Source organism: Spirillospora sp. NPDC127506 (genome assembly GCF_040302145.1).
Taxonomy (GTDB): Bacteria; Actinomycetota; Actinomycetes; order Streptosporangiales; family Streptosporangiaceae; genus Spirillospora.
Window position 1 is genome coordinate 1 of record NZ_JBEORG010000012.1, and the last position, 23605, is coordinate 23605.

Below are 23605 nucleotides of genomic sequence, written 5' to 3' on the forward strand. Positions count from 1 at the left end.
GCCGCATCGGGGACGACGTGGCGGAGCAGGCGCCGCGCCACCGGCAGCGCCGCCCAGCCGGCCTCGTGCCCGTGCGTGATCCCGACGAGCCCTTATGAGCGCGCCGATAAGGGCAACACGCCGCAAGCCGAGGGTCAGAGCGCGGCGTGGACCTCCTTGGCGACGCGCTCGCCGGAGCGGACCGCGCCGTCCATGTAGCCGGTCCAGTAGTCGGACGTCTCGGTGCCCGCCCAGTGGATCGGGCCGCACGGGGCGCGCAGCGCCGGGCCGAACGCGGTGAGCGCGCCGGGCGGGGCGATGCCGACCGGGCCGCCGCCGCTCCACATCTCGTTGTCCCAGCGCTGGAACGCCGTGATCCGCGGGTGGGCGGCCTTGTCGCCGAACAGCTTGGTGAACGAGTCGAGGCCCGCCGCCCGGACCTCGTCCGCGGACGCGCCGTCCAGCTTGCGGATGTTCGCCTGGTTCATGAAGCCCATCAGGATGCCGCGCGACCCGTCCGGCGGGCTGTTGTCGAACGTCGCGTCGATCGCGCCGCTGTCGGCGACCGCCTGCCCGGTGAGGCCGTCCGCGCGCCAGAACGGCGTGTCGTAGACGCCGACGAACTTGGCGATCGAGCCCATCGGGTAGCGCTGCATCAGCTGCGCCCGGCTCGCGGGCAGCGCCGGCGAGTAGTCGATCCTGTTCGCGATCGCGGGGGACATCGCGACGATGACCCGCTTGGCCGACACGGTGATCCCGTCCGCGGTGACGGTGACGCCGCCGGCGCCGGTCGCGATGGACCGTACCGGCGCGTTGTAGCGGACGATGTCGCCCAGCCGCGCCGCCAGCCGGACGGGCACCTCCTGCGAGCCGCCCACGAACCGGGACTCCTGCGCGCCGTCCTTGGTGTTGATCAGCCGGTCGATCGTCCCGGGGTTGCTCTCGTTGCCCGCCGCGGCCGCGTAGTGCAGCAGGTAGAGCAGCGAGATCTCCTGCGAGCGCATCGACAGCGTGGAGGAGGCGAACGCGTCCATCAGGAACCGCGCGCCGCTGCTCAGCGAGTTGGACCGCGACCACGTGTAGAACGTCTGCGCGTCCCACTCCTCGGCCTTCGCCGCCTTCCACGGCTCGCCGACCGGGACCTGCTTGATCATGTTGCCGAGCTTGAGCAGCGCCAGCTCCAGGTCGAGCACGCCCCAGTCCGGCGGGACCGCGCCGAGCAGGCCGTCGGTGGCGTACAGGGACCGCTTCCCGTTGCGGTAGTAGACGTTCTTGCCCTCGTTGTAGGTCTTGAAGGTCTCGACGCCCATGTCCCTGGCGAGCGCGGCGATCCTGTCCTGCGTCGGGCCGATGAACTCGGCGCCGCCCTCGCTGGTGGTGCCGTCGCCGAGCGGCAGGCCGTACACCCGCCCGCCCGGCCGGTCCCGGGCCTCCAGGACGATCACGGACCGGCCGGCCGCGACGAGGTCGCGGGCGGCGGTCAGGCCGGACAGGCCGGCCCCGACGATCACCACGTCGGTGCTGACCGGAGCGGTGCGGGCGGCGGCGGACGGCGCCGCGGCGGCGGAGGCGACGGCGCCGGCGGCGGTGAGCGCGCCCGTGCCGAGCAGTCTGCGGCGGCTGACTCGGGTCAAGGGGAATCCCTCCAGGGGTGTCCATGCGGGGGGACGGAAGGTTCACACGGCAGCTCACGCTAGGCCCGCCCTCAACCTGAAGTCGAGGGTTCTTCATGTTTCGTGACCGCGTCGAGACGGCCTCCCGGCCCGCCCCGGCGATCATCTAGAGTCCTGCCCATGGGGGACGCATGGCAGGACGCATGGCGGGACGCCGCATGGGTGAGGCACGGCATGGGTGAGGCGCGGCATGGGTGAGGCGCACGCCGCCCGGCGCCGGAGGCTGGCCGGGCTCGTCGCGGAGCGCGGCGCCGCCGCCGCGCTGGTGACGCGGCTGGTCAACGTCCGCTACCTGACCGGGCTCGACAGCTCCCGCGCCGCGCTGCTGGTCCCGGCGGACGGCCCGGCCGTCCTCGCGACCGACGGCCGGTACGCCGGCATGGCCGCCGAGGTCTGCCCGGAGCTGCCCGTCGTCGTCGACCGGCAGGTGGTGGAGGCGCTGGTGGCGCGGGCCGCCGCGGACGGCCACGGCCGCGTCGGCTTCGAGGCGCACGACATCACCGTCGAGCAGCACGCCGCCCTGCTCGACGCCGCCGAGGTCGAGCTGGCGCCGCTCGGCCGCCTCGTGGAAGAGCTGCGCATGGTCAAGGACGAGGAGGAGATCGCCCTCCTGCGGGAGGCGTGCGCGATCACCGGCCGCGCGTTCGAGGCCGTCCTCCCCGAGATCCGCGCCGGCGTCACCGAGCGGGCCGTCGCGGTCGCGCTCGAACGCGCCATGGTCGACTTCGGCGCCGAGCGCCCCGCGTTCGAGTCGATCATCGCGTCCGGCCCGAACGGCGCCGTCCCGCACCACCACCCCGGCGGCCGCGAGCTGCAGGCCGGCGACCTGGTCACCATGGACTTCGGCGCCCTGTACGGCGGCTACCACGCCGACATGACCCGCACCGTCGCGATCGGCGAGCCCGCCGGCTGGCAGCGCGACCTGTACGACCTCGTCAGCCGGGCGCAGCGCGCCGCCGTCGAGGCCGCCCGGCCCGGCGCGGACACCAAGGACGTCGACGCCGCCGCGCGCGAGATCATCAAGGACGCCGGGCACGGCGCGGAGTTCACCCACGGGGTGGGGCACGGCGTCGGCCTGGAGATCCACGAAGCGCCGCTCATGGGGTACGACAAGACCGGTAAACTGATGGATCGGGTACCGATCACCGCGGAGCCGGGGGTCTATCTCACGGGCCGGGGCGGAGTCCGCATCGAGGACACGATCGTGGTCCGCGCGGACGGCCCGGAGCTCCTCACCACGACGACCAAGGACCTGCTCGTCCTCTAGACGCGCGGGTCGCGACCGGGAGAACAGCCAGTGGCGACGACGAACGACCTGAAGAACGGCATGACGCTGAACCTCGACGGCCAGCTGTGGACCGTCCTCGAGTTCCAGCACGTCAAGCCAGGCAAGGGCGGCGCGTTCGTCCGCACCAAGCTGAAGAACGTCCTGTCCGGGAAGGTCGTCGACAAGACCTTCAACGCCGGCACCAAGGTCGAGGTGGCCAGCGTCGACAAGCGGGAGATGCAGTACCTCTACCGCGAGGGCGAGGACTTCGTCTTCATGGACACCGAGACCTACGACCAGCCGCACATCCCGGCGGCCGTCGTCGGCGACGCCGCGAACTACCTGCTGCCCGAGCAGAACGCGGTGATCGCCTTCAACGACGACACCCCGCTGTACGTCGAGCTGCCCGCCGCCGTCGTGCTGGAGATCACCGAGACCGAGCCCGGCCTGCAGGGCGACCGCTCCACCGGCGGCAGCAAGCCCGCCACCGTGGAGACCGGCGCGCAGATCCAGGTCCCGCTGTTCATCACCACCGGGGAGAAGGTCAAGGTCGACACCCGCTCCGGCGAGTACCTCGGCCGCGCCTGAGATGGCGGCCCGCACCAAGGCCAGGAGACTCGCGCTCGACATCCTGTTCGCGGCGGAGCTGCGGGAGGAGGAGCCGGTGGCCGTGCTCGCGGCGCGGGGCCGCCCCAACCAGGACGAGCCGGCCGAGTACCCGCACGCCGTCCGGCTGATCGAGGGCGTCCAGGAGCACCGGGAGCGCATCGACGAGCTGATCTCCACCTACGCCACCGGCTGGACGCTGGAGCGGATGCCGGCCGTCGACCGCAACATCCTGCGGATGGGCGCGTTCGAGCTGCTGTGGGCGGACGACGTCCCCGACGGCGTCGCGGTCAGCGAGGCCGTCGCCCTCGCGACCGAGCTGTCCACCGACGAGTCCCCGCGCTTCGTCAACGGCCTCCTCTCCCGCCTGCAGCAGCTCAAGCCCTCCCTCACGCTGTGAATCGCGCCGGTTGCGGCGCACCGGGCGGCTAGGCTGGGCGGCGATGACTGACGTTAAGGGAGCCGCCGTGACCGGCCGGCAGCAGAAGCGGGTGCGGGGCGGCACCAGGGTGCGCAGCGCGGTCCTGTGGGACGCCCTGCGCACCGTGCTCGCCCGCATCACCCCGGAGGCCGGCCCGCGCGACGTCGTGGACGTCGGCGGCGGCACCGGCGGGTTCGCGGTCCCGCTCGCCGAGCTGGGGCACCGCGTCACCGTGGTCGACGCCAACCCCGACGCGCTGGCCGCGCTGGAGCGCCGCGCCGCCGAGTCCGGGGTCCGGGTCCGCGCGGTGCAGGGCGACGCCGTCGACCTGCCCGACCTGCTGGGCCCGGACGCCGCCGACCTCGTGCTGTGCCACAGCGTCCTGGAGTACGTCGACGACCCCGGCGCGGCGATGGCCGCGCTGACCGGCGCGGTCCGGCCGGGCGGCTCGGTGAGCGTGCTCGTCGCCGGGCAGGTCGCCGCCGCGCTGCACCGCGCCGTGTCCGGGCACTTCGACGACGCGCGGCGGGTGCTCACCGACCCGTCCGGGCGGTGGGGCGAGGGCGACCGGATGCCCCGCCGGTTCACCCGCGAGACGCTGTCGTCCCTGGTGCGCGGCGCGGGCCTGCGCGTCGCCGAGCTGCACGGCGTGCGGATCTTCGCCGACCTGGTGCCGAGCAGCCTGCTGGACGGCGACTCCGACTCGGCGGACGCGCTGATCGCGCTGGAGTCCGTCGCGGCCGTCCACCCCGTCCTGCGCGACCTCGCCACCCAGCTGCACCTGGTGGCCGACAAGCCGGCCGACAAGTCGGCCGGGTAGCCGCCGGGCGCCGGCCGGGTACCAGTCGGGGACCAGTCGAGTACTAATAGAGCGTGAGCCGCAAGCAGCAGCTGCACCGGCCGGGTCCGCAGCCGGGGCCGCCCGCAGACGACACCGGCTGCGCCATCCTGCACGTCGACATGGACGCGTTCTTCGTCAGCGTCGAGCTGCTCGACCGCCCCGAGCTGCGCGGCCGCCCCGTGATCGTGGGCGGCGCCGGGCCGCGGGGCGTGGTGTCCGCGGCGTCCTACGAGGCCCGCGCGTTCGGCGTGCACTCGGCGATGCCGATGACGCGGGCGCGGCGGCTGTGCCCGCAGGCGGTCGTGCTGCCGGTGGACCACGGCAAGTACTCCCGCGTCTCCGCCGCGGTGTTCGAGATCTTCCGGTCCGTCACCCCGCTGGTCGAGGGCCTGTCGCTGGACGAGGCGTTCCTCGACGTGGCGGGCGCCCGGCGGCGGCTCGGCCGGCCGGCGCGGATCGCCCAGATGATCCGCGAGCAGGTCCGCGACCAGCAGGGCATCACGTGCTCGGTCGGCGTCGCGAGCACCAAGTTCATCGCCAAGCTCGCCTCGACCCGGTGCAAGCCCGACGGGCTGCTCGTGGTGCCCGCCGACGGCGTCGTCGAGTTCCTGCACCCGCTGCCCGTCGCGTCCCTGTGGGGCGTGGGGGAGCGGACGGAGGAGCACCTCGCCCGGCTCGGCCTGCGGACGGTCGGGCAGCTCGCCCGGGTCCCGCCGGCCACGCTGCGGCGCGAGCTCGGCAACGCGATGGGCGCGCACCTGCACGAGCTGGCGTGGGGCCGCGACCCGCGCGAGGTCGTCCCGCACACGCCCGACAAGAGCATCGGCGCCGAGGAGACGTTCGACACCGACGTCGACGACCCCGAGGCCATCCGCCGGTCGCTGCTGCGGCTCGCGGAGAAGACCGGCGAGCGGCTGCGGGCCGCCGGGAACGCGGGCCGGACGGTCAGCGTCAAACTCCGGATGGCGGACTTCAGGACGATCACCCGGGCGCGGACGCTGAACGAGCCCACTGATCTCGCCCGTGTGATCTATGTCACAGCGCGCGAGCTCTATGAGGCGGCCGGGCTGGAACGGGTACGACTCCGTCTGGTCGGGGTGCGGGTCGAGAACCTGGTCCCCGCCGGCGAGGCCCCCCGTCAGCTCGCCTTCGACGAGCCGGAACGCGGCTGGCGTGAGGCCGAGCGTGCCATGGACCAGGTCGCGCACCGGTTCGGCCGCGGCGCGGTCCGTCCCGCCGCGCTCGTCCGGCGGGCGGCGGACGGTGACGGAAGTGACGGCAGGGACGGAAGGCAATGAAAGAAGGCTGTGGGGTGACCTGGACGGGGCCCTCGACGGGCCGTTCGCTTTCGCGCGCTCGACAGTGCTCGTATTCTGGGCATATCACCGTTGACGTTCGCGTCCCGCATCGGATACCCCGTCGCGGAGCTGTCGTTGGGAGGTGCCGTGCCGCTCTCTGAGCACGAGCAGCGCATGCTCGAACAGATCGAATCGGCTCTGTACGCCGAGGATCCGAAGTTCGCTCACGCGGTTCGCTCGACCAACCCCCAGGTCCATTACAAGCGCCGGATCATCAAGGCCGCCCTCGGTTTCGTCGTGGGCGTCTGCGCCCTGATGGCCGGCCTCGTGATCAATGAGGGCACGGTCACCATCGCGATCAGTGTGACCGGTTTCCTGCTGATGGTGGTGTGCTGCGTCTGGGCGTTGACGAGCTGGAAGCGGATGACCGGCATCGGGAACGAGCCCGCCCGCGGTGGCGGCGGCCGCTCCTCCCGCCCGGCCAAGGCCGGCTTCATGGAGCGCATGGAAGAGCGCTGGCGCCGCCGCACCGAAGGCGACTGACAGACCTCGCGCCGACGTCCCGGCCCCGCGTGCCGACCGCGGGGCCGGGACGTCTGCGTATGAGGGGCCGCGGCGCTCCGGTGGAGCCGGGCGCCGCTCCGCTCGTCCCGCCACCGGGCGGCGACCGCGGGCCGGGACGCGCGCATCCCGGGGGTGTTCCTCCGGCGTTCCGCGGCCCTACCGGCGGCGCGGGCGGGCGAGGCGGCCCGGCAGGGCGTTCAGCCGGGCGGTGACGTCGAGGGCGCGATCCGACGCGGTGCGCAGCGCGGCGCGGGTCTGCGCCATCGTGGACGGCGGCAGCAGCCGGGCGCGCCAGCGGGCGCGGCGGCCCACGGACGCGGCGAACGCCTCCCGCACGGTCTTCACGTCGGCGCGCAGCCGCTCCACCGGCTCCGGGGAGCGCGACCGGGAGTAGCGGGCCAGCTCCTCGGCGCGGGCGATGCGGGTGAGGGCCCGCGCGCTCGCGCCGTCCAGGTCGAGCAGCTCGCCGAGCCGCCGCGCGGCGGCCCGCGGGGAGTCGCTGGCCCGCCATTCCAGCCCGTGGTCGAGCGCGTCGGCGCGCATCTCCCGCCACGCGGCGTGCGCCGCACCGGCCGGGTCGGGCGGGGCCGCCCGCCGCCGCGCCGGGCCGGGCCGGGGCGGGGCGCCGGGCACCGGCGGGGGCGGCGGCGTCAGCGCCGCCCAGCGGCGGCGCCGGGTGTACGCCCGCAGCGCCATCGGCACGCCCAGCAGCATCAGCGTCAGCAGCGCGCCCGCCATCCAGGGCGTGGCGGTGAACCCGTCGTCCTCGGTGTCCTGCGCGGCGGAGGTGCTGCCGGGCGCCTGGTCGTCGCGGTGCCGGGCGCCGGCGCTCGGCGAGGCGGCCGCCTCGCCGCCCGGCGCGGAGGAGTCGGGCGCCTGCGCGGACGAGCTGTTGCTCCCGCCGCCGGCGCTGACCGCGGGACGGCTGTAGGCCGGCGCGACCGCGGTGCCCTGCCCGGCCGCGCCCGACGGCGTCGGCTCGAACCGCACCCAGCCGGTGCCCTGGAAGTACAGCTCCGGCCAGGCGTGCGCGTCCCGCGACCGGACGACCCACTCGCCCGGCCTGACCTCGCTGCCCGGCGTGTACCCCATCGCCACGCGGGACGGGATGCCGAGGATCCGCGCCATCAGCGCCATCGAGGCGGCGTACTGCTCGCAGTAGCCGTGCTTGCTGTGCAGCAGGAAGTCGACGAGGTCGCTGCCCTTCTGCGGCGCGGGCGCGGACAGGTCGTAGCTGAACCCGCCGGTGGTGGTGAACCAGCGCTGCAGCCGGACGGCCTGCGTGAGCGCGGTTGCCGACCCGGCGGTGACCCGCTCGGCGAGCCTCCTGACCTCCTGCGGGATGTTCTTCGGCACCGCGGTGTAGTGCGCGACGATGTCGGCCGGGTAGCCGCCCGCGGCGGCGAGCTGCCCGGCGGTCGGGTCGGCGCGCAGGCTCTCCACGGTGTAGGAGCGGCCGCCCGCCGCGTCGTGCAGCGAGTAGACCATCAGCGACGAGGGGTGCACCCGCCAGTCCCCCCTGATCGACACGCTGGTCGGCGCGTACGGCACCGGCAGGAACGTCATGTTCCTGACCTCGGGCCGCACGTGGACCGTGGTCGTCACCTTGTGCACCCGCCCGATGGACAGCCCCGGCGGCGGCGGGAGCGTGCGCCCGAAGACGATCCTGTCCTTGGAGCTGCTCTTCAGCGGGCTGTAGGTCCAGCGGTCGCCGTCGAACCGGTCGAGGGCGTACAGCCGCAGGTAGTCGGGGCCCTCCGGGTCGTCGGTCCGGTAGGTGAGGACGACCGAGTCGTCCAGCCGGGTCAGCTCCCGCTTCAGGCTGACCAGCGGGTCGGGCGTCGTCACGGTGCGGGTGCCCGAGCCCCCGCCGCCGTCCAGGCCGAACACGCCGCGCGGGTGCAGGCCCGGCACCGCGGCCGGCAGCAGCACCGCGACGGCGACCGCGCCGAGCGCTATCCGCCGGCCGCTCGCCGCCAGCGCCGCCGTGGCGGGCGGCTCCGGCTCCTCGCCGGGGCGCGGCCCGGTCCCGGCCAGCGGGACCTCGCGGGGCCGGTGCCGCGAGGTGACCGTGCGGCCCCAGCCGCCGACCTTCTCCCGGGAATCGGCCATCAGCAGGGCGAGGAAGCCGAGCGCGCCGACACCGAACGCCAGCCAGCCGGCGCCGTCCTCGCGGACCGCCGCGGGCACGCTGTACATGGCGAGCAGCGGCAGCCCGGCGGGCGCGGTGCGGTGCAGCCGGACGGCGAGCAGGTCGACCATGACCGCGACCAGCCCGATCCCGGTCGCGGTCAGCATCGCGATGCCGGGCAGCAGCGGGACCGGCGCCGCGTACCGGTTCGCGGCCCGCCAGCCCTCCCCGGCCAGGTCGCCGAGGTGCCCCACCGACTCCGGGGACGGGACGAACACCAGCCACGCCAGGTCGGCGGCGTAGACGAGGTCGAGGTAGAGCAGCAGCGCCGCCAGCCCGAACACCGCGTTCATCGGCGCGGGCAGCCGCAGCCGCCGGGCCAGCAGCCCGCCGCCCGCCGCCGCGAGCACCGCGCCCAGCCCGGCCCAGAACCAGCCGGCCTTCTCGTACAGCGGGTAGAGGCCGAGCGAGCCGGCGACCGTCGCCAGCCCGGCCATGACCGTCATCCGGATCCTCATGAGCCGTCCCTGACGAAGTCCTCACCGGCCTTGCCGGCCGTCGTCCACGCCCGGGCGAGGTCCGCGGCGGACGCGACGGGCAGCACCCGCCACCCCGCCGAGCGCAGCAGCCCCGCGGTCCCCTCGCCCTGCGGCTCCGCCCGCTCCGCGGCGCCGGGCGCGCCCTCGAGCAGCACCGCGACGGACGTCCCGGTGCCGCGCCGCGCCGCCGCCACCGCGCGGGCCTCCTCGGCGGACAGGGCGCCGAACACCGCGACGACCAGCCCCTCGCCCTCCCGCGCGCCGGCCTCGCCGCCGCGCAGCGCGGCCAGCCCCGCCGACAGCGAGTTGCCCCGGGACCGGCGCGCCACCGCGAGCGCGTCGAGCAGCAGCCCCTCGAACGCGCCCTCGGACGGCGCCGCGGGCAGCGCCTCCCCGGCGTCGGTGACGTACCGCAGGCTCATCCCCGTCCGGACGAGGTGCACGCCGATCGACGCGGTCGCCGACACCGCCTGCTCGAACGAGCTGCTCAGCCCCTCGCCCCAGTGCGCGCTGCGGCGGGTGTCGAGGAACAGCGTGCCGCTGCTCTGGAAGTGCTGCTCCTCGCGCCGCACCATCAGCTCCCCGTGCCGGGCGGTGGACCGCCAGTGCACGCGGCGCAGGTCGTCGCCGTGCCGGTACTCGCGGGGGGCCACGTCGTCCTCGCCCGCCGCGGACACCGCGCGGGCGACGCTGTCGCCGCCGCCCGTCCACGCGCCCGACAGCCGGCTGTGCGGCAGCGGCACGATCGCGGGCGTCACGGTCAGCGTGTCGGACAGGCTGAACGAGCGCACCAGCTCCACCATCCCGAACGGGTCGGCGAGCCGGACCGTCAGCGGCCCGGTGCGGTAGCGGCCGCGCACGTCCGAGCGGATCCGGTAGCCGAGCTGGCGTGAGCCGTGCGGCTCGATCCGCTCCAGCACGAACCGGGCCCGGCCGCCGAGCGCGTACGGGACCCGGTCCTCCACCATGAGCAGCCCGCTCGGCAGCCGCGACACGTTCTCCAGCCGCAGGTCGACGCGGGCCTCATGGCCGACCGGCAGCCGCGCCGGGTCGAGCCGCCGCGCGCACGCCAGCCGGTACCGGGTCCGCGACACCGCGAGCATGCACAGCAGCGGCAGCACCAGCACGAGCACCCCCGCGCGCAGCAGGTCGCGCTCGCCCAGGATGAGCGCGCAGATGATCGCGGTCGCGCCGGCGGCCACGAAGGACCGCCCGCGCGTGGTGAGGCCGGCCAGCGCGCGTCGCACCGGTCACTTCCCGGGGGAGGGCACCGGCAGGCGCTTCACCAGGTCGGCGACGACCTGCTCGGGACGCCGCCGCTCCACCTGCGCCTCCGCGGTCGGCAGCAGCCGGTGCGCGAGGACGGGGACGGCGAGGTCCTGCACGTCGTCGGGGACGACGTAGTCGCGGTCGTCGAGCGCCGCGTACGCCCGTGCCGCGCGCACCAGGTGCAGGGTCGCCCGCGGGGACGCGCCGAGCCGCAGCTCGGGGTGCTTGCGGGTGGCGGCGACGAGGTCGATCGCGTACTGCTTCACCGCGGGCGCGACGTGCTGGCGCCGCACCACCTCGATGAGGTCGCGGACGTCGGCGGCGTGCGCGACCGGGGTGAGCCGGTCGAGGGGGGAGGTCTGGCCGTGCGTGTCGAGCATCTCCAGCTCGGCGGCCGCGTCGGGGTAGCCCATCGAGATGCGGGCGGTGAACCGGTCGCGCTGCGCCTCCGGCAGCGGGTAGGTGCCCTCCATCTCCACCGGGTTCTGCGTGGAGATCACCATGAACGGCGGCTCCAGCGCGTAGGTGGTGCCGTCGACGGTGACCTGGCGCTCCTCCATGCACTCCAGCAGCGCCGACTGCGTCTTCGGGGACGCCCGGTTGATCTCGTCGCCGACCACGATGTTGGCGAACACCGGCCCCGGCTTGAACTCGAACTCGCGCAGCTCCTGGTTGTAGGCGCTGACCCCGGTGATGTCGCTGGGCAGCAGGTCCGGGGTGAACTGGACGCGCCGCACCGAGCAGTCGACCGAGCGCGCGAGCGCCTTGGCGAGCATCGTCTTGCCGACCCCCGGCACGTCCTCGATCAGCAGGTGCCCCTCCGCCAGCAGCACCGTGAGCGCGAGCCGCACCACCGAGGGCTTGCCCTCGATCACCGACTCCACGGCGTCCCGGATCTTGTTCGCGATGTGGGCGAGTCCGTCGAGCCCGCGAGCCGTCCCCCCGTCCCCCGAGGCGCGGCGCCGGGCAGGGTGGGATGCCGGGGGGTCGGTCTCCATGAACGACTCGCCGTGCGTGCCTACTGCCACCAAACCCTCCTCAGCCGTTCCAACCGACAGTACGTCGTCGGAACGCCCACTGCGATGCTCATGGGGAACGCGAGCCCATTGTGCTCTACGGGAAGGACGGCGAATGCCGTCCAGATGTTGCCTCGCGGCCGCGGCCCCGCCCGCCACTTCGCTCCACCACGATCATCCAGCACCCGCCGAAATGCGCGAAATCGCGTCATCGGACGTCTCGGGACGGTGCGGCGCGCGCGCCGGCGGCCGCCGGGCCCCACTCCGCACCACCCGCTCTGACCTGCACTTTTGCTCGCCGAATTCGCCCGTGGGCGATGTTTTTCTTGTTGACGGTGGGGAAGAGTGGAGTAGAGTGGGGCGCCGTGGGGGCGGTTGCACCCCCATGCGGCGCGGGAGGTGGGCCGGTGTTCCTCGGCACCCATAACCCGCGCCTCGACGACAAGGGACGACTGTTCCTGCCGGCGAAGTACCGCGAGGAGCTGTCGGGGGGATTGGTGATCACGAAGGGCCAGGAACGCTGCCTGTACGTCTTCCCCATGGCGGAGTTCCAGCGGATTACCGAGGCTCTGCGTGCCGCGCCGGTCACCGAGAAGGCGGTCCGGAGCTACAGCCGGGTCTTCTTCGCCAGCGCCTCCGACGAGGTACCGGACAAGCAGGGGCGCGTCACGATCCCCCCGCCGCTGCGCAAGTACGCGGGGCTCACCCGCGACTGCACGGTGATCGGGGCCAACACGCGTCTGGAGATCTGGGACGCCCAGGCATGGGAGACCTACCTGGAGCGGGAGGAGCAGACGTTCTCCGACGTCTCGGAGGAGGTGTTGCCAGGGATCCTCTGAGCGAAGACTCGTCGGTCCGTTGACCGGCTATGGCCCACGTTCGGCCAGGTCTCCAGCCGCTCTCCGAGCCAGCTGGCGCAGCTTCCCCGGTGCCAGACGGCGACCCCCCGCGGCAACGCGGTGATCTTCCTCTAGGGCAGCGGATGGGGACCTGGCCGGGCGAGGCCGCCGCCGGGGGCACGGGACGGTCCGGTCCGGCGATGCCACACAGTCCGCGAGCGAGGTGGCAGTACAGGGGGTGAACCATGGGCGCAGGCGACCGCGCCGCAGAGCGCGCGTCCGGCCGCACGTCCGACGGCGCCGGCCGCACGGCCGGCGAGCCGGGGCCGCCGAGCGGCCACGTGCCGGTCATGCTGGGCCGCGTCCTGGAGATCCTCGTCCCCGCCGCCGAGGCGGTCAGCGGCCGCGACCCCGTCTACCTCGACGCCACGCTCGGCATGGGCGGCCACGCCGAGGCGATGCTGCGGGCCGTCCCGCGGCTCCGGCTCATCGGCCTCGACCGCGACACCGTCGCGCTGGAGCGCTCCGCGCGCCGGCTCGCCCCGTTCGGCGACCGGGTGACGCTGGAGCACGCCGTCTACGACCGGATTCCCGCGGTGCTGGCCGGGCTCGGCGTGCCCGCGGTCGACGCCGTCCTGTTCGACCTCGGGGTGTCCTCCCCGCAGCTCGACGAGGCGGACCGCGGCTTCGCCTACTCCTACGACGCCCCGCTCGACATGCGGATGGACCGCACCCAGAGCCTCACCGCCGCCGAGGTGGTCAACGGGTACCCGCCCGCCGAGCTCGCCCGGATCCTGCGCGAGTACGGCGAGGAGCGGTTCGCCCAGCGGATCGCCTCGGCCATCGTCCGCGAACGCGAGCGCGCCCCGCTGGACACCACCCGCAGGCTCGCCGACCTCGTGCGCTCCGCCATCCCGGCCGCGACGCGCCGCACCGGCGGCAACCCGGCCAAGCGCACGTTCCAGGCGCTGCGCATCGAGGTGAACGGCGAACTCGACATCCTGCGCCGGGCGCTGCCCGCCGCCCTGGACGCGCTCCCGGTCGGCGGCCGGGTCGCCGTCCTGTCCTACCACTCCCTCGAGGACCGCATCACCAAGCGCGTCCTCGCCGCCCAGGCGGCCGACACCACCCCGCCGGAGCTGCCCGTCCCGCTGCCCGAGCACGAGCCGAGGTTCCGGCTCCTGACGCGCGGGGCCGAGCTGCCCTCCGGTGCGGAGACCACGACCAACCCACGGGCCGGATCGGTGCGGATGCGCGCCGCGGAGCGGGTCCGGGAGGCGACATGACGACGACGAGCAGGCGCCCGCCGGTCAAGGCGCCCAAGAAGAAGAGGACGGCCGCCGCGCCGCCCGCGGCCCCGGCCACCGCGCCGGGGGGCGGCACGGCGACGGCCGTGAAGACCGCGCCCAAGCCGGCGAAGGCGCCGGCCGGGACGCCGTCCAGGGCCGTGCCGAAGAAGGCCGCGCCGGGGAAGAGCGCGTCCGGGAAGAGCGCGTCCGGGAAGAGCGGCAGGGCGGGGAGCGCGCGGCCGCCGGCCGCCCGGTCCCGCCCGGCCGCGGCCCGCCGGGCCGCGCCGCGCGCGCCCTTCGTGCTGCTCATCGTCGGGCTGCTCGGCGGCGCGCTGGTGAGCCTGCTGCTGCTCAACACCGTCCTCGCCAAGGACGCGTTCACGCTCACGCGGCTGCAGCAGAGCAACAAGCAGCTCGAACAGCAGCGCCAGGCCCTCGAAGAGGAGAACGCGCGCGAGGGCTCCCCGGCCAGCCTGGGGAAGAAGGCCAAGGCGCTCGGCATGAAGGAGGCCGAGGACCCCGCGTTCTTCTACACCGAGACCGGCCGGGCGAGCGGCGGCGCGATCCGCCCCGTCCCGCACGCCGCGGCCGCCTCGGCCGGCGCCGCGGGCGTGCTCGGCGTCCCCGGCACCGTGGTGCCCGGCGACGGCGTCCGGGCGAGCGGCGCGCGGTGACGGGGGAGCAGGACGCACGGTGACGAAGGAGCGGGGGGCGCGGTGACGAAACGGCCGGGACCCGGGACCGCCGGCCCGCCGCCCGGCCGGCGACGCGGACCGGACGGGCGGGCCCCCCGGGGCTCGGCCGGGCGGGACGACAAGAGCGGCCCGGGCGCGGCGCGCGCGTCCGGGCACCAGACCGGCGGCACTCCGCGCTCCCCGGGCGGGAGGGCGGACGGCGCGGGACGGCCGGGCCACAAGGGCAGCGCGCCCCGCCGTCCCGCGCGCGGCGGCACCGCCCCCGCCCCCCGCAAGGCGGCCGAGCGCACACCGGCCGAGCGCAGGGCCGCCGAACGCACCAAGGCGGCCCCCCGCAAGGAGACCGGGCGCAAGGAGACCGGGCGCAAGGAGACCGGGCGCAAGGAGACCGGGCGCAAGGAGACTGCCCGCAAGGAGAAAACGCGCGACGGGGCCTCGCGCAAGGAAACGCGAAAGAAGACGGCGCGCAAGGAGACGGCGCGGAACGAGTCGGTGCGGGGAGCGCCGGCCAAGCCCGCCCGGAAGAAGCCGCCCGCCGGCCGGGCGCCCGGCAAGGCCGGCGCGCGGACGGCCCGCGGCGGCCGCCCGCCCGCGACGCGGACCCGGCCCGGCGGCTCCGGGCCGCGGCCGCCGGGCCGGGGCCCGCGCACCCGCGTGCCGTTCAACCGCCGCGACCCGATGAAGCGCCTCAACGCGGGCCTGCTCGCCGTCGCGTTCGTGCTGTCGCTGTTCGCCGGGCGGCTCGTCCAGCTGCAGACGATCGAGTCCGGGAAGTACACCGAGGAGGCGATGCGGCAGCGGCTGCAGGAGATCACGCTGCCCGCCGTCCGCGGCGACATCACCGACGCCCAGGGGCATCCGCTCGCCATGACGGTGGAGGCCCGGGCCATCTACGCCGACCCGTCGCTGATCGACGCCGGCCGGCGGCAGTCGGTGGTGAACGCGCTCGCCCCGACGCTCGGCCTGAACCCGGCGGCGCTGATGAAGCAGATCAGCAAGCCCGGCACCCGGTTCGTGTACCTGGCGCACGGCGTCCGGCCCGACCAGGCGCGGCTCATCACCGGCTGGAACCTGCCCGGGATCGGCACCCTGCCGGAATACCGCCGCGAGTATCCCAACGATTCGCTGGCCGCCGGCGTCATAGGTTTCGTGAACGACACGGGGAAGGGCGCCGCGGGCCTGGAGAGCTCCATGAACGGCGTGCTCGCCGGGCGCGCGGGCTGGCAGCGGGTGGAGATCAGCCTTGAGGGCCAGCACATCCCCATGGGCGAAGACCAGAAGCGCCCCCCCGTCCCGGGCCGCGGCGTCCGCCTGACGCTGCAGCGCGACCTGCAGTTCAAGGCGCAGGAGGCCATCGAGAAGCAGGTGAAGGCCACCCGGGCCGACAGCGGCAGCGTCATCGTGATGGACCCGCGCACCGGCAAGCTGCTCGCGATGGCGTCCGCGCCCGGGTTCGACCCGAACCGCTACGCCGAGGCCGACCGGTCCCGCTGGGGGAGCCCGCTGGTGCAGGACGCCTACGAGCCCGGCAGCACCGGCAAGGTCGTCACGGCCGCCGCCGTCATGGAGTACGGCGGCGTCACCCCGCGGACGCCCTACAGCGTCCCCGACAAGATCAAGAAGTACGACGTCGTGTTCCACGACTCGCACCCCCACCCGACCGAGCGGCTCACGTTCGCGGGGGTGCTGGCCAAGTCCAGCAACGTCGGCACCATCCTGGCCAGCCAGAGCATCACCTCGCAGCAGCTCTACCGGACGCTGCGCGACTTCGGGTTCGGGCAGAAGACCGGGCTGCCGCTGCCCGGTGAGACGCCCGGCCTGCTGGAGCCCCCGGACAAGTGGTCGGGCACCGACCGGTACCCGATCGCCTTCGGGCAGACGGTGTCGGTGAACGCGGTGCAGATGGCGAGCGTGTACGCGACGATCGCCAACGGCGGCGTCCGCGTCGCGCCGACCCTCGTCGAGGGGACGGTCGGCGAGGACGACGAGTTCACCCCCGCGCCGCCGCCCGCGCGCAAGCAGGTGATCAGCGCGGAGACCGCGCGGCAGATCAGCGACATGCTGGAGGGCGTCACCACCGACGAGGGCACCGCCCCCAAGGCCCAGATCAAGGGGTACCGCGTGGCCGGCAAGACCGGCACCGCCGAGATCGTCAACCCGCGCTGCGGGTGCTACGACGGCGGCGGCTACACCGCGTCGTTCGCGGGGTTCGCCCCGGCGGACGACCCTCAGCTCGTCGTGCAGGTCGTCCTGCAGGACCCGAAGCGGGGCAGCCACTATGGTGGCGATGTGGCCGCACCGGTCTTCAAGGACGTGATGAGCTTCGCCCTGCAGTCCGAGAAGATCCCGCCGACGGGGAGCCGACCGCCGATCATCCAGATCCACGCCGGGGACTGACGGCAGCGAGTACCCTCCTCGCCTGTGAGTCCACCACCCCTGTCCCACCAGTCCCGTTTCGCTCGCACCGAAAGAACAGCCATGCGTCCGACCACCAATCCGGCCCGTCCGCTGAGCGGGCTCGCGGAGCTTCTGGGGATCGAGTGGGACGGCCGGGACGGAACCTCGGTCACGGGCATCACCCACGACTCGCGGGCGGTGCTGCCCGGCGACGTCTACGCGGCGCTGCCGGGCGCCCGAGCCCACGGCGCCCAGTTCGCCGGCCAGGCCGCCGACGCGGGCGCGGCGGCCGTCCTCACCGACCCCGACGGGTACGACCGGGCGGCCCGGACGGGCCTGCCGGTCCTCGTGGTGCCGGACGTCCGCGCGCGGCTCGGCGACGCCTCCTCGTGGGTGTACGGCGACCCGGGGCGCGACATCACGCTCATCGGCGTCACCGGCACCAGCGGCAAGACCACGACCGTGTTCCTGGTCGACGCGGGGCTGCGCGCCGCCGGGATCGAGACGGGCCTGGTCGGCGGCGTCGAGATCCGGGTGGGCGGCGAGCGGGTGCCGAGCGCGCTCACCACCCCCGAGGCGACCGACCTGCACGCGCTGCTGGCGGTGATGCGCGAGCGCGGCGTCGGCGCCGCCGCGATGGAGGTGTCCAGCCACGCGCTCGTGCAGGGCCGCGTCGGCGGCGCCCGCTACGAGGTCGCGGTGTTCACGAACCTCTCCCAGGACCACCTCGACTACCACCCGACCATGCAGGACTACTTCCTGGCGAAGGCGCGGCTGTTCACGCCGGAGTACTCGCGCGTCGGCGTGGTGAACCTGGACGACCACTACGGCCGGGAGCTGCTGGAGATCGCCGCGGTGCCCACGACGACGTTCTCCGCGTCGGGCGACCCGGCGGCCGACTGGCGGGCCGAGGACGTGCGCGTCGGCGCCGACGGCGGCGTGTTCCGCGTCGTCGGCCCCGGCGGGATCGAGGCGGACGCCGAGGTCGCGCTCGCCGGGCCGTTCAACGTCGCCAACGCGCTCGCCGCGATCGTCGCGCTGGTCGAGGCGGGCGTCCCGCTGCAGGCCGCCGTGCGCGGGGTCGCGTCGCTGCCCGGCGTCCCCGGCCGGCTGGAGCGCGTCGACGAGGGCCAGGACTTCGTCGCCCTCGTCGACTACTCGCACAAGCCCGGCGCGGTCGAGGCCGTGCTGAACGCGCTGCGGCCCGTCACCGAGGGCAGCCTCACGGTGGTGCTCGGCTGCGGCGGCGACCGCGACCGCGGCAAGCGGCCGCTGATGGGGGAGGCCGCCGCCCGGCTGGCCGACACGGCGTACTTCACCAACGACAACCCGAGGTCGGAAGATCCGCTGGCGATCCTCGCCGCTATGGTCGAGGGCGGGCTCAAGGTGCCGCAGCCAGAGCGCGCGCACATCGTCGTGGAGCCCGACCGCGCCGCCGCGATCGGGCTGGCCGTCGGCCGCGCCCGCCGCGGCGACGTCCTGGTCGTCGCGGGCAAGGGCCACGAGCAGGGGCAGAACGTGGCGGGCGAGGTGCATCCGTTCGACGACCGGGAGGTCGTCCGCGCGGCGCTCCGGCGCCGGACACGAGGGACTAGAGGGGACGGGACGCAGGCGTGATCCCACTTCCGCTGGCGACGATCGCGGAGATCACGGGAGGCACCGTGCACGGGCCTCCGGACGCCGTGGTGACCGGTCCCGTCGTCATCGACTCCCGCGCCGTGGAGCCCGGGGCGCTGTTCGCGGCGCTGAAGGGCGAGCGCGCGGACGGGCACGACTTCGCCGCCGCGGCGCTGGCCGCCGGTGCGGCCGGAGTGCTCGCGCAGCGTCCCGCCGGGCAGGCCGGCGAAGGGCCGTGCGTCGTCGTGCCCGACGTCCAGGAGGCGCTCGGCCGGCTGGCCCGCGGCCTGCTGGAGCGGCTGCCGGACGTCACCGTCTTCGCCGTGACCGGCTCCGCCGGCAAGACCTCCACCAAGGACCTCATCGCGCAGCTGGTCGCCCGCGCCGGGCCCACCGTGCACCCGCCGGGCTCGTTCAACAACGAGATCGGGCTGCCGCTCACCGTGCTGCGCGCGGACGCCGGGACCCGCCACCTCGTCCTGGAGATGGGCGCGCGCGGGATCGGCCACATCGCCTACCTCACCGGGATCGCGCGGCCCGACGTCGGGGTGGTGCTGAACGTCGGCACCGCGCACGTCGGGGAGTTCGGCAGCCGGGAGAACATCGCCCGCGCCAAGGGCGAGATCGTGGAGGCGGTGCCGCCGGGCGGGACCGCCGTCCTCAACGCCGACGACCCGCTGGTCGCCGCGATGGCGTCCCGCACCCGGGGGGAGGTCGTCACGTTCGGCCGCGCGCCGGACGCGGCGGTCCGCGCCGCGGACGAGACGCTCGACGAGCAGGGCCGGCCCCGGTTCACCCTGGTCACCCCGGAGGGCTCGGCGCCGGTCGCGCTGCGCCTGCACGGCGCGCACGCCGTCCCGAACGCGCTCGCCGCGGCCGCCGCCGCGCGCGCCGCGGGGCTCGCGCCCGGCGCGATCGCCGAGGCGCTGTCGGCGGCGGTGCCGGCCAGCCGGTGGCGGATGGAGGTCACCGAGCGGGCCGACGGCGTCACCGTGGTGAACGACGCCTACAACGCCAACCCCGACTCGGTGCGCGCCGCCCTCGACGTGCTCGTGCACATGGCGCGCGGGCGCCGCGCCTACGCGGTGCTGGGGGAGATGGCCGAACTCGGCGACGCCTCCGTGGCGGAACATGCCAAGATCGGGCAGCATGTCGCGCGCAGCGGGATCGCCGGGCTCGTCGTCGTCGGCGCGAACGCGGCGGCGATGGCCGAAGGGGCCGGGCAGGTGGCGTCATGGACGGGAGAGTGCGTGCAGGTGGATGACGTCGGCGCGGCGGTGACCGCGCTCAGCGAGCGGCTCGCGCCGCGGGACGTCGTACTGGTGAAGGGCTCCCGCGTGGCCGGACTGGAACGGGTGGCCGAGGCGCTCCTCGCGGAGGCGGCCCGATGACCAACATCATCATCGCCGCGGGGGTCGCGCTGGTCTTCGTGATGGTCGGCACGCCGGTGTGGATCCGGATCGTGAACCGGCTCGGCTACGGCCAGATGATCCGCGACGAGGGCCCGGAGGCGCACCTCAAGAAGCGCGGCACCCCCACGATGGGCGGGGCGGTCTTCATCGTCGGCGCGCTCGTCGGCTACGCGGCGGCGCACCTGGTCACCGGGAACGAGCCGACGATCTCCGGGCTCCTGGTGCTGTTCCTGATGACGGGCCTCGGCCTCGTCGGGTTCGTCGACGACTACATCAAGGTGTTCAAGCAGCGCAGCCTCGGGCTGCGCAGCGGCGCGAAGATGATCGGGATCATCCTGGTCGGCGTCGTGTTCGCCGTCGCGTCGCTGAACTTCCCCAACGGCTACGACGTCACCCCCGCCGACCCCCACCTGAGCTTCCTGCGCGACTTCGGCCCCTCGATCGGCCCGTACCTGTTCGTGATCTGGGCGCTGCTGCTCATCGCGGCGATGTCCAACGGCGTGAACCTCACCGACGGCCTGGACGGCCTCGCCGCGGGCCCGGCCGGCATGGTGCTGGCCGCCTACGTGATCATCGGGAACTGGCAGCTGCGCAACAGCTGCACCGACTTCGCGCTCGCCCCCAACTGCTACAGCGTCCGCGACCCCCTCGACCTCGCGGTCGTCGCCGCGGCCATGCTCGGCGGCGTGTTCGGCTTCCTGTGGTGGAACGCCCCGCCCGCGAAGATCTTCATGGGCGACACCGGCTCGCTGGCCCTCGGCGGCGTGCTGGTCGGCCTCGCGATCCTCACCCGCACCCAGCTGCTGCTCGCCATCCTGTGCGGCCTGATCGTGATGATCACCCTGTCGGTGATCATCCAGGTCGGCAGCTTCAAGGTGACGGGGAAGTTCATGCCGCAGCCGAAACGCGTGTTCAAGATGGCCCCGCTGCAGCACCACTTCGAGCTGTCCGGCTGGGCCGAGACCACGATCGTCGTGCGCTTCTGGCTGATGTCCGCGCTGTTCACCGCGATCGGCATCGGCCTGTTCTACCTGGAATGGATGCCGAAGAAGTGAGCCGCTCCTGGAACGGCCTCCGGGTGTGCGTCGCCGGCCTGGGCGTGTCCGGCCGCGCCGCCGCCCGCGTCCTCGCCGGGCGCGGCGCCCGCGTCACCGTCGTGGACGCCCGCGACGGGGAGGAGCAGCGCGGGCACGCCGCCGAGCTGGAGGAGCGCGGGGTCGCCGTCCGCCTCGGCGACGGGGAGAGCCTGCCCGCGGGCACCGAGCTCGTCGTGACCTCGCCCGGGTGGCGGCCGGACGTGCCGCTGCTCGCCGCGGCCGCCGCCGCGGGCATCGAGATCATCGGCGAGGTCGAGCTGGCGTGGCGGCTCCGCGGGCCGGGCGCGGCGCCGTGGCTGGCCGTCACCGGCACGGACGGCAAGACGACCGTCGTCCGGATGCTGGCCTGCATGCTCACCGCCGCCGGCCGCAAGGCCCTCGCCGTCGGCAACGTGGGGACCCCCGTCGTGGAGGCCGTCGCGGGTCCCGGCGAGCAGTACGACGTGCTCGCGGTGGAGCTGTCGAGCTACCAGCTGCACTGGTCCGGCTCGCTCGCCCCGGAGGCGGCGGCGGTGCTGAACGTCGCCCCCGACCACCTCGACTGGCACGGCTCCATGGACGCCTACGTGGGCGCCAAGGGCAAGATCTACGCGCGGTGCGGCGTCGCGGTCTACAACGCCGACGACGACACGTCCGCCGCGCTCGCCGAGGGAGCGGAGCGGCGCGCCGGGTTCACCCTCCGGGTGCCGCGCCCCGGCGAGCTCGGCGTCGTCGAGGACCTCCTCGTCGACCGCGCGTTCACCGGCGACCCCGCGAACCGCGCCGAGGAGCTGGCCGCGCTCGCCGACGTCCGCCCGTACGCGCCGCACAACGTCGCGAACGCGCTGGCCGCCGCCGCGCTGGCCCGCGCGTTCGGCGTGCCGGCGGAGGCCGTCCGGGAGGGCCTGCGCTCGTTCGTGCCCGACCCGCACCGCATCCAGCACGTCGCCGACGTCGCGGGCGTCGCCTACGTCAACGACTCCAAGGCGACCCAGCCGCACGCCGCCGCCGCGTCCCTCGCCGCCTACGAGAGCGTCGTGTGGATCGCCGGGGGCCTCCTCAAGGGGCTGGACGTCGACGACCTGGTGCGCTCCTGCGCCGGGCGGCTGCGCGGCGCCGTGCTGATGGGGCGCGACCGGGGGCGGATCGCGGAGGCACTCGCGCGACACGCGCCGGATGTCCCGGTCGTGGACGTCCCCGACACCGACACTGGGGCCATGGACCGCGTCGTCAGCGAAGCCTCAGCCCTCGCCCGCCCCGGGGACACCGTCCTCCTCGCGCCCGTGGGGGCGTCCTTCGACATGTTCGCCAACTACCCGGCCCGCGGGGACGCCTTCATCGCGGCCGTCGAGCGCCTCGCCGGGGCGGCCGGCCGGGGGGACGCCCCCGGGGACCCCCGCTAGCCGTGTCCGCCGCGGCCGAGGAGGAGGGCGGCCGGCGTCCGGGGCCACGGGAGCAGGTGGTCGCCGCCGTCGGGCTGCTCGACCGGCCCCTCACCTCCTACTACCTGGTGCTGGGCTGCTCGATGATGCTGCTCGCGCTCGGGCTGACGATGGTGCTGTCGGCCTCCATCGTGAAGCAGATCCAGGCGACCGGGTCGGCGTACACGCTGTTCCAGAAGCAGGCGGTGTGGGTGGCGATCGGGCTGCCCGGCATGTGGCTGGCGTCCCGGCTGCCGGTGAAGACGTTCCGCGCGCTCGCCTACCCGATGCTGCTCCTGTCGATCGTCTGCCTGGCGCTGGTGCTCGTCCCCGGGCTCGGGCGCAGCGCGGGCGGCGCCACCCGCTGGGTCGACCTCGGGCCGGTGCAGATCCAGCCGTCCGAGCTCGCCAAGCTCGCCCTCGTGCTGTGGGGCGCCGACCTGCTGGCCCGCAAGGACCGGCTCGGCCAGCTCACCGAGTGGCGGCCGCTGCTCGTCCCGCTGATGCCGGGCGCCGGCGTCCTGGTCCTGCTCGTCATGCTGGGCAGCGACCTCGGCACCACGCTGGTGCTGCTCACGATCTTCCTGGCGCTGCTGTGGGTCGTCGGCGCGCCCGGGCGGCTGTTCGTCGGCATCGCCGGGCTCGTCGCGCTGCTCGTGTCGATCCTCATCGTCGTCGAGCCGTACCGGATGCAGCGCCTCACCGGGTTCCTCGACCCGTCCGGCAACAAGCTGACCACCAACTACCAGGGCACCCAGGGGCTGTACGCGGTCGCGTCCGGCGGGCTGTTCGGCACCGGCATCGGCGAGGGCCGCGCCAAGTGGGACTACCTCCCGCACGCCGAGACCGACTTCATCTTCGCGATCGTGGGGGAGGAGTTCGGGCTCGCCGGCACCCTCGTCGTCCTCGGCCTGTTCGGGATGCTCGCCTACGCCGGGCTGCGCATCGCGCGGCGGGTGAAGGACCCGTTCACCCGGCTCGCCGCCGCGGGCGCCACGGCGTGGCTGGTCGTGCAGGCGGTCGTGAACATCGGCGCGGTCATCGCCGTCCTACCCATTACGGGGATCCCGCTTCCGCTGGTGTCGTACGGCGGCTCGGCGCTCATCCCGAGCCTGTTCGCGCTCGGGATGCTGCTCGCCTTCGCCAAACGCGAGCCCGGCGCGCGGCAGGCACTCTCCGCACGTGGCCCCGGACCGGTCGTGAGGGCTCTAAGCTGGCTGGGTCTGGCACGGCGTTGAAATCCCCCCTTCGAACA

Annotated in this window: 19 protein-coding genes; 15 read left to right on the top strand and 4 right to left on the bottom strand. The window is 74.6% G+C overall.

The window, feature by feature from the left end; genetic code table 11:
- Positions 1–134: 134 nt before the first annotated feature.
- Positions 135–1613 (bottom strand): flavin monoamine oxidase family protein, encoded by a 1479-nt coding sequence (locus ABTW95_RS14080; RefSeq protein ID WP_396448234.1) that lies wholly within the window; start codon positions 1611–1613, stop codon positions 135–137.
- A gap of 229 nt (positions 1614–1842) precedes the next feature.
- Here ABTW95_RS14080 and ABTW95_RS14085 point away from each other — a divergent pair, with 229 nt between their 5' ends.
- The 6 genes from ABTW95_RS14085 to ABTW95_RS14110 all read left to right on the top strand — a co-directional run bounded on the left by ABTW95_RS14085 (position 1843) and on the right by ABTW95_RS14110 (position 6628).
- Complete coding sequence (locus tag ABTW95_RS14085) at positions 1843–2919, top strand: M24 family metallopeptidase (protein WP_500226450.1); 1077 nt, start codon at positions 1843–1845, stop codon at positions 2917–2919.
- A gap of 30 nt (positions 2920–2949) precedes the next feature.
- The gene (gene efp, locus ABTW95_RS14090; protein WP_396448232.1) at positions 2950–3507 is read left to right on the top strand and encodes an elongation factor P; all 558 of its coding nucleotides are present in this window, start codon (positions 2950–2952) and stop codon (positions 3505–3507) included.
- Between the two features lies 1 nt (position 3508).
- Complete coding sequence (gene nusB / locus ABTW95_RS14095) at positions 3509–3925, top strand: transcription antitermination factor NusB (RefSeq protein WP_396448231.1); 417 nt, start codon at positions 3509–3511, stop codon at positions 3923–3925.
- 43 nt (positions 3926–3968) lie between these two features.
- Positions 3969–4766, top strand: a complete 798-nt coding sequence (locus tag ABTW95_RS14100; RefSeq protein WP_500226451.1) for a methyltransferase domain-containing protein — start codon at positions 3969–3971, stop codon at positions 4764–4766.
- Positions 4767–4819: 53 nt separating this feature from the next.
- The gene (locus tag ABTW95_RS14105) at positions 4820–6085 is read left to right on the top strand and encodes a DNA polymerase IV (RefSeq protein ID WP_396448229.1); all 1266 of its coding nucleotides are present in this window, start codon (positions 4820–4822) and stop codon (positions 6083–6085) included.
- 147 nt (positions 6086–6232) lie between these two features.
- Positions 6233–6628 (top strand): SCO2097 family morphological protein, encoded by a 396-nt coding sequence (locus tag ABTW95_RS14110; protein ID WP_396448228.1) that lies wholly within the window; start codon positions 6233–6235, stop codon positions 6626–6628.
- A 177-nt stretch (positions 6629–6805) separates the two neighbouring features.
- Here the strand turns inward: ABTW95_RS14110 and ABTW95_RS14115 are convergent, their stop codons facing one another.
- Genes ABTW95_RS14115 through ABTW95_RS14125 form a run of 3 tightly spaced genes read right to left on the bottom strand, consistent with a single transcriptional unit; the run spans position 6806 to position 11616 of the window.
- Positions 6806–9298 carry a transglutaminase TgpA family protein gene (locus tag ABTW95_RS14115; protein WP_500226452.1) on the bottom strand — a complete coding sequence of 831 codons (2493 nt, stop codon included), beginning with the start codon at positions 9296–9298 and terminating at the stop codon, positions 6806–6808.
- Positions 9295–10566: a DUF58 domain-containing protein gene (locus ABTW95_RS14120; RefSeq protein WP_500226453.1), complete on the bottom strand. Its 1272-nt coding sequence runs from the start codon at positions 10564–10566 to the stop codon at positions 9295–9297. The genes ABTW95_RS14115 and ABTW95_RS14120 overlap by 4 nt, the downstream gene beginning before the upstream one ends.
- 3 nt (positions 10567–10569) lie before the next feature.
- The gene (locus ABTW95_RS14125; RefSeq protein ID WP_396448225.1) at positions 10570–11616 is read right to left on the bottom strand and encodes an AAA family ATPase; all 1047 of its coding nucleotides are present in this window, start codon (positions 11614–11616) and stop codon (positions 10570–10572) included.
- Positions 11617–12011: 395 nt separating this feature from the next.
- Between ABTW95_RS14125 and mraZ the strand changes: the two genes are divergently transcribed.
- The 9 genes from mraZ to ftsW all read left to right on the top strand — a co-directional run bounded on the left by mraZ (position 12012) and on the right by ftsW (position 23588).
- Complete coding sequence (mraZ, locus tag ABTW95_RS14130) at positions 12012–12443, top strand: division/cell wall cluster transcriptional repressor MraZ (protein ID WP_396448224.1); 432 nt, start codon at positions 12012–12014, stop codon at positions 12441–12443.
- Positions 12444–12688: 245 nt separating this feature from the next.
- On the top strand, positions 12689–13729 hold the full coding sequence (gene rsmH / locus ABTW95_RS14135; protein ID WP_500226454.1) for a 16S rRNA (cytosine(1402)-N(4))-methyltransferase RsmH: 1041 nt from the start codon (positions 12689–12691) through the stop codon (positions 13727–13729).
- The gene (ftsL, locus tag ABTW95_RS14140; RefSeq protein WP_500226455.1) at positions 13726–14406 is read left to right on the top strand and encodes a cell division protein FtsL; all 681 of its coding nucleotides are present in this window, start codon (positions 13726–13728) and stop codon (positions 14404–14406) included. The genes rsmH and ftsL overlap by 4 nt, the downstream gene beginning before the upstream one ends.
- Before the next feature lie 699 nt (positions 14407–15105).
- The gene (locus tag ABTW95_RS14145; protein WP_500226530.1) at positions 15106–16824 is read left to right on the top strand and encodes a peptidoglycan D,D-transpeptidase FtsI family protein; all 1719 of its coding nucleotides are present in this window, start codon (positions 15106–15108) and stop codon (positions 16822–16824) included.
- Between the two features lie 81 nt (positions 16825–16905).
- Entirely contained in the window at positions 16906–18441 is a 1536-nt protein-coding gene (locus tag ABTW95_RS14150; RefSeq protein ID WP_500226456.1) for a UDP-N-acetylmuramoyl-L-alanyl-D-glutamate--2,6-diaminopimelate ligase, read from the top strand.
- Positions 18438–19832, top strand: coding sequence for a UDP-N-acetylmuramoyl-tripeptide--D-alanyl-D-alanine ligase (locus ABTW95_RS14155; RefSeq protein WP_500226457.1), 1395 nt, complete (start codon positions 18438–18440; stop codon positions 19830–19832). The genes ABTW95_RS14150 and ABTW95_RS14155 overlap by 4 nt, the downstream gene beginning before the upstream one ends.
- Positions 19829–20908 (top strand): phospho-N-acetylmuramoyl-pentapeptide-transferase, encoded by a 1080-nt coding sequence (gene mraY / locus ABTW95_RS14160; RefSeq protein WP_396448219.1) that lies wholly within the window; start codon positions 19829–19831, stop codon positions 20906–20908. The genes ABTW95_RS14155 and mraY overlap by 4 nt, the downstream gene beginning before the upstream one ends.
- On the top strand, positions 20890–22332 hold the full coding sequence (murD, locus tag ABTW95_RS14165; protein WP_396448218.1) for a UDP-N-acetylmuramoyl-L-alanine--D-glutamate ligase: 1443 nt from the start codon (positions 20890–20892) through the stop codon (positions 22330–22332). Before mraY ends, murD begins: the two co-directional genes overlap by 19 nt.
- A gap of 2 nt (positions 22333–22334) precedes the next feature.
- Positions 22335–23588 (top strand): putative lipid II flippase FtsW, encoded by a 1254-nt coding sequence (ftsW, locus tag ABTW95_RS14170; RefSeq protein WP_396448217.1) that lies wholly within the window; start codon positions 22335–22337, stop codon positions 23586–23588.
- Positions 23589–23605 lie beyond the last annotated feature (17 nt).

Excerpts from the sequence above, each read along its gene's own strand:
- mraY (WP_396448219.1), top strand. The coding sequence starts at position 19,829 with ATGACCAACATCATCATCGCCGCGGGGGTCGCGCTGGTCTTCGTGATG.
- ftsL (WP_500226455.1), top strand. The coding sequence starts at position 13,726 with ATGACGACGACGAGCAGGCGCCCGCCGGTCAAGGCGCCCAAGAAGAAG.
- nusB (WP_396448231.1), top strand. The coding sequence starts at position 3,509 with ATGGCGGCCCGCACCAAGGCCAGGAGACTCGCGCTCGACATCCTGTTC.
- ABTW95_RS14085 (WP_500226450.1), top strand. The coding sequence starts at position 1,843 with ATGGGTGAGGCGCACGCCGCCCGGCGCCGGAGGCTGGCCGGGCTCGTC.
- ABTW95_RS14150 (WP_500226456.1), top strand. The coding sequence starts at position 16,906 with ATGCGTCCGACCACCAATCCGGCCCGTCCGCTGAGCGGGCTCGCGGAG.
- ABTW95_RS14100 (WP_500226451.1), top strand. The coding sequence starts at position 3,969 with ATGACTGACGTTAAGGGAGCCGCCGTGACCGGCCGGCAGCAGAAGCGG.
- ABTW95_RS14115 (WP_500226452.1), bottom strand. The coding sequence starts at position 9,298 with ATGAGGATCCGGATGACGGTCATGGCCGGGCTGGCGACGGTCGCCGGC.
- rsmH (WP_500226454.1), top strand. The coding sequence starts at position 12,689 with ATGGGCGCAGGCGACCGCGCCGCAGAGCGCGCGTCCGGCCGCACGTCC.
- ABTW95_RS14145 (WP_500226530.1), top strand. The coding sequence starts at position 15,106 with ATGAAGCGCCTCAACGCGGGCCTGCTCGCCGTCGCGTTCGTGCTGTCG.
- murD (WP_396448218.1), top strand. The coding sequence starts at position 20,890 with ATGGATGCCGAAGAAGTGAGCCGCTCCTGGAACGGCCTCCGGGTGTGC.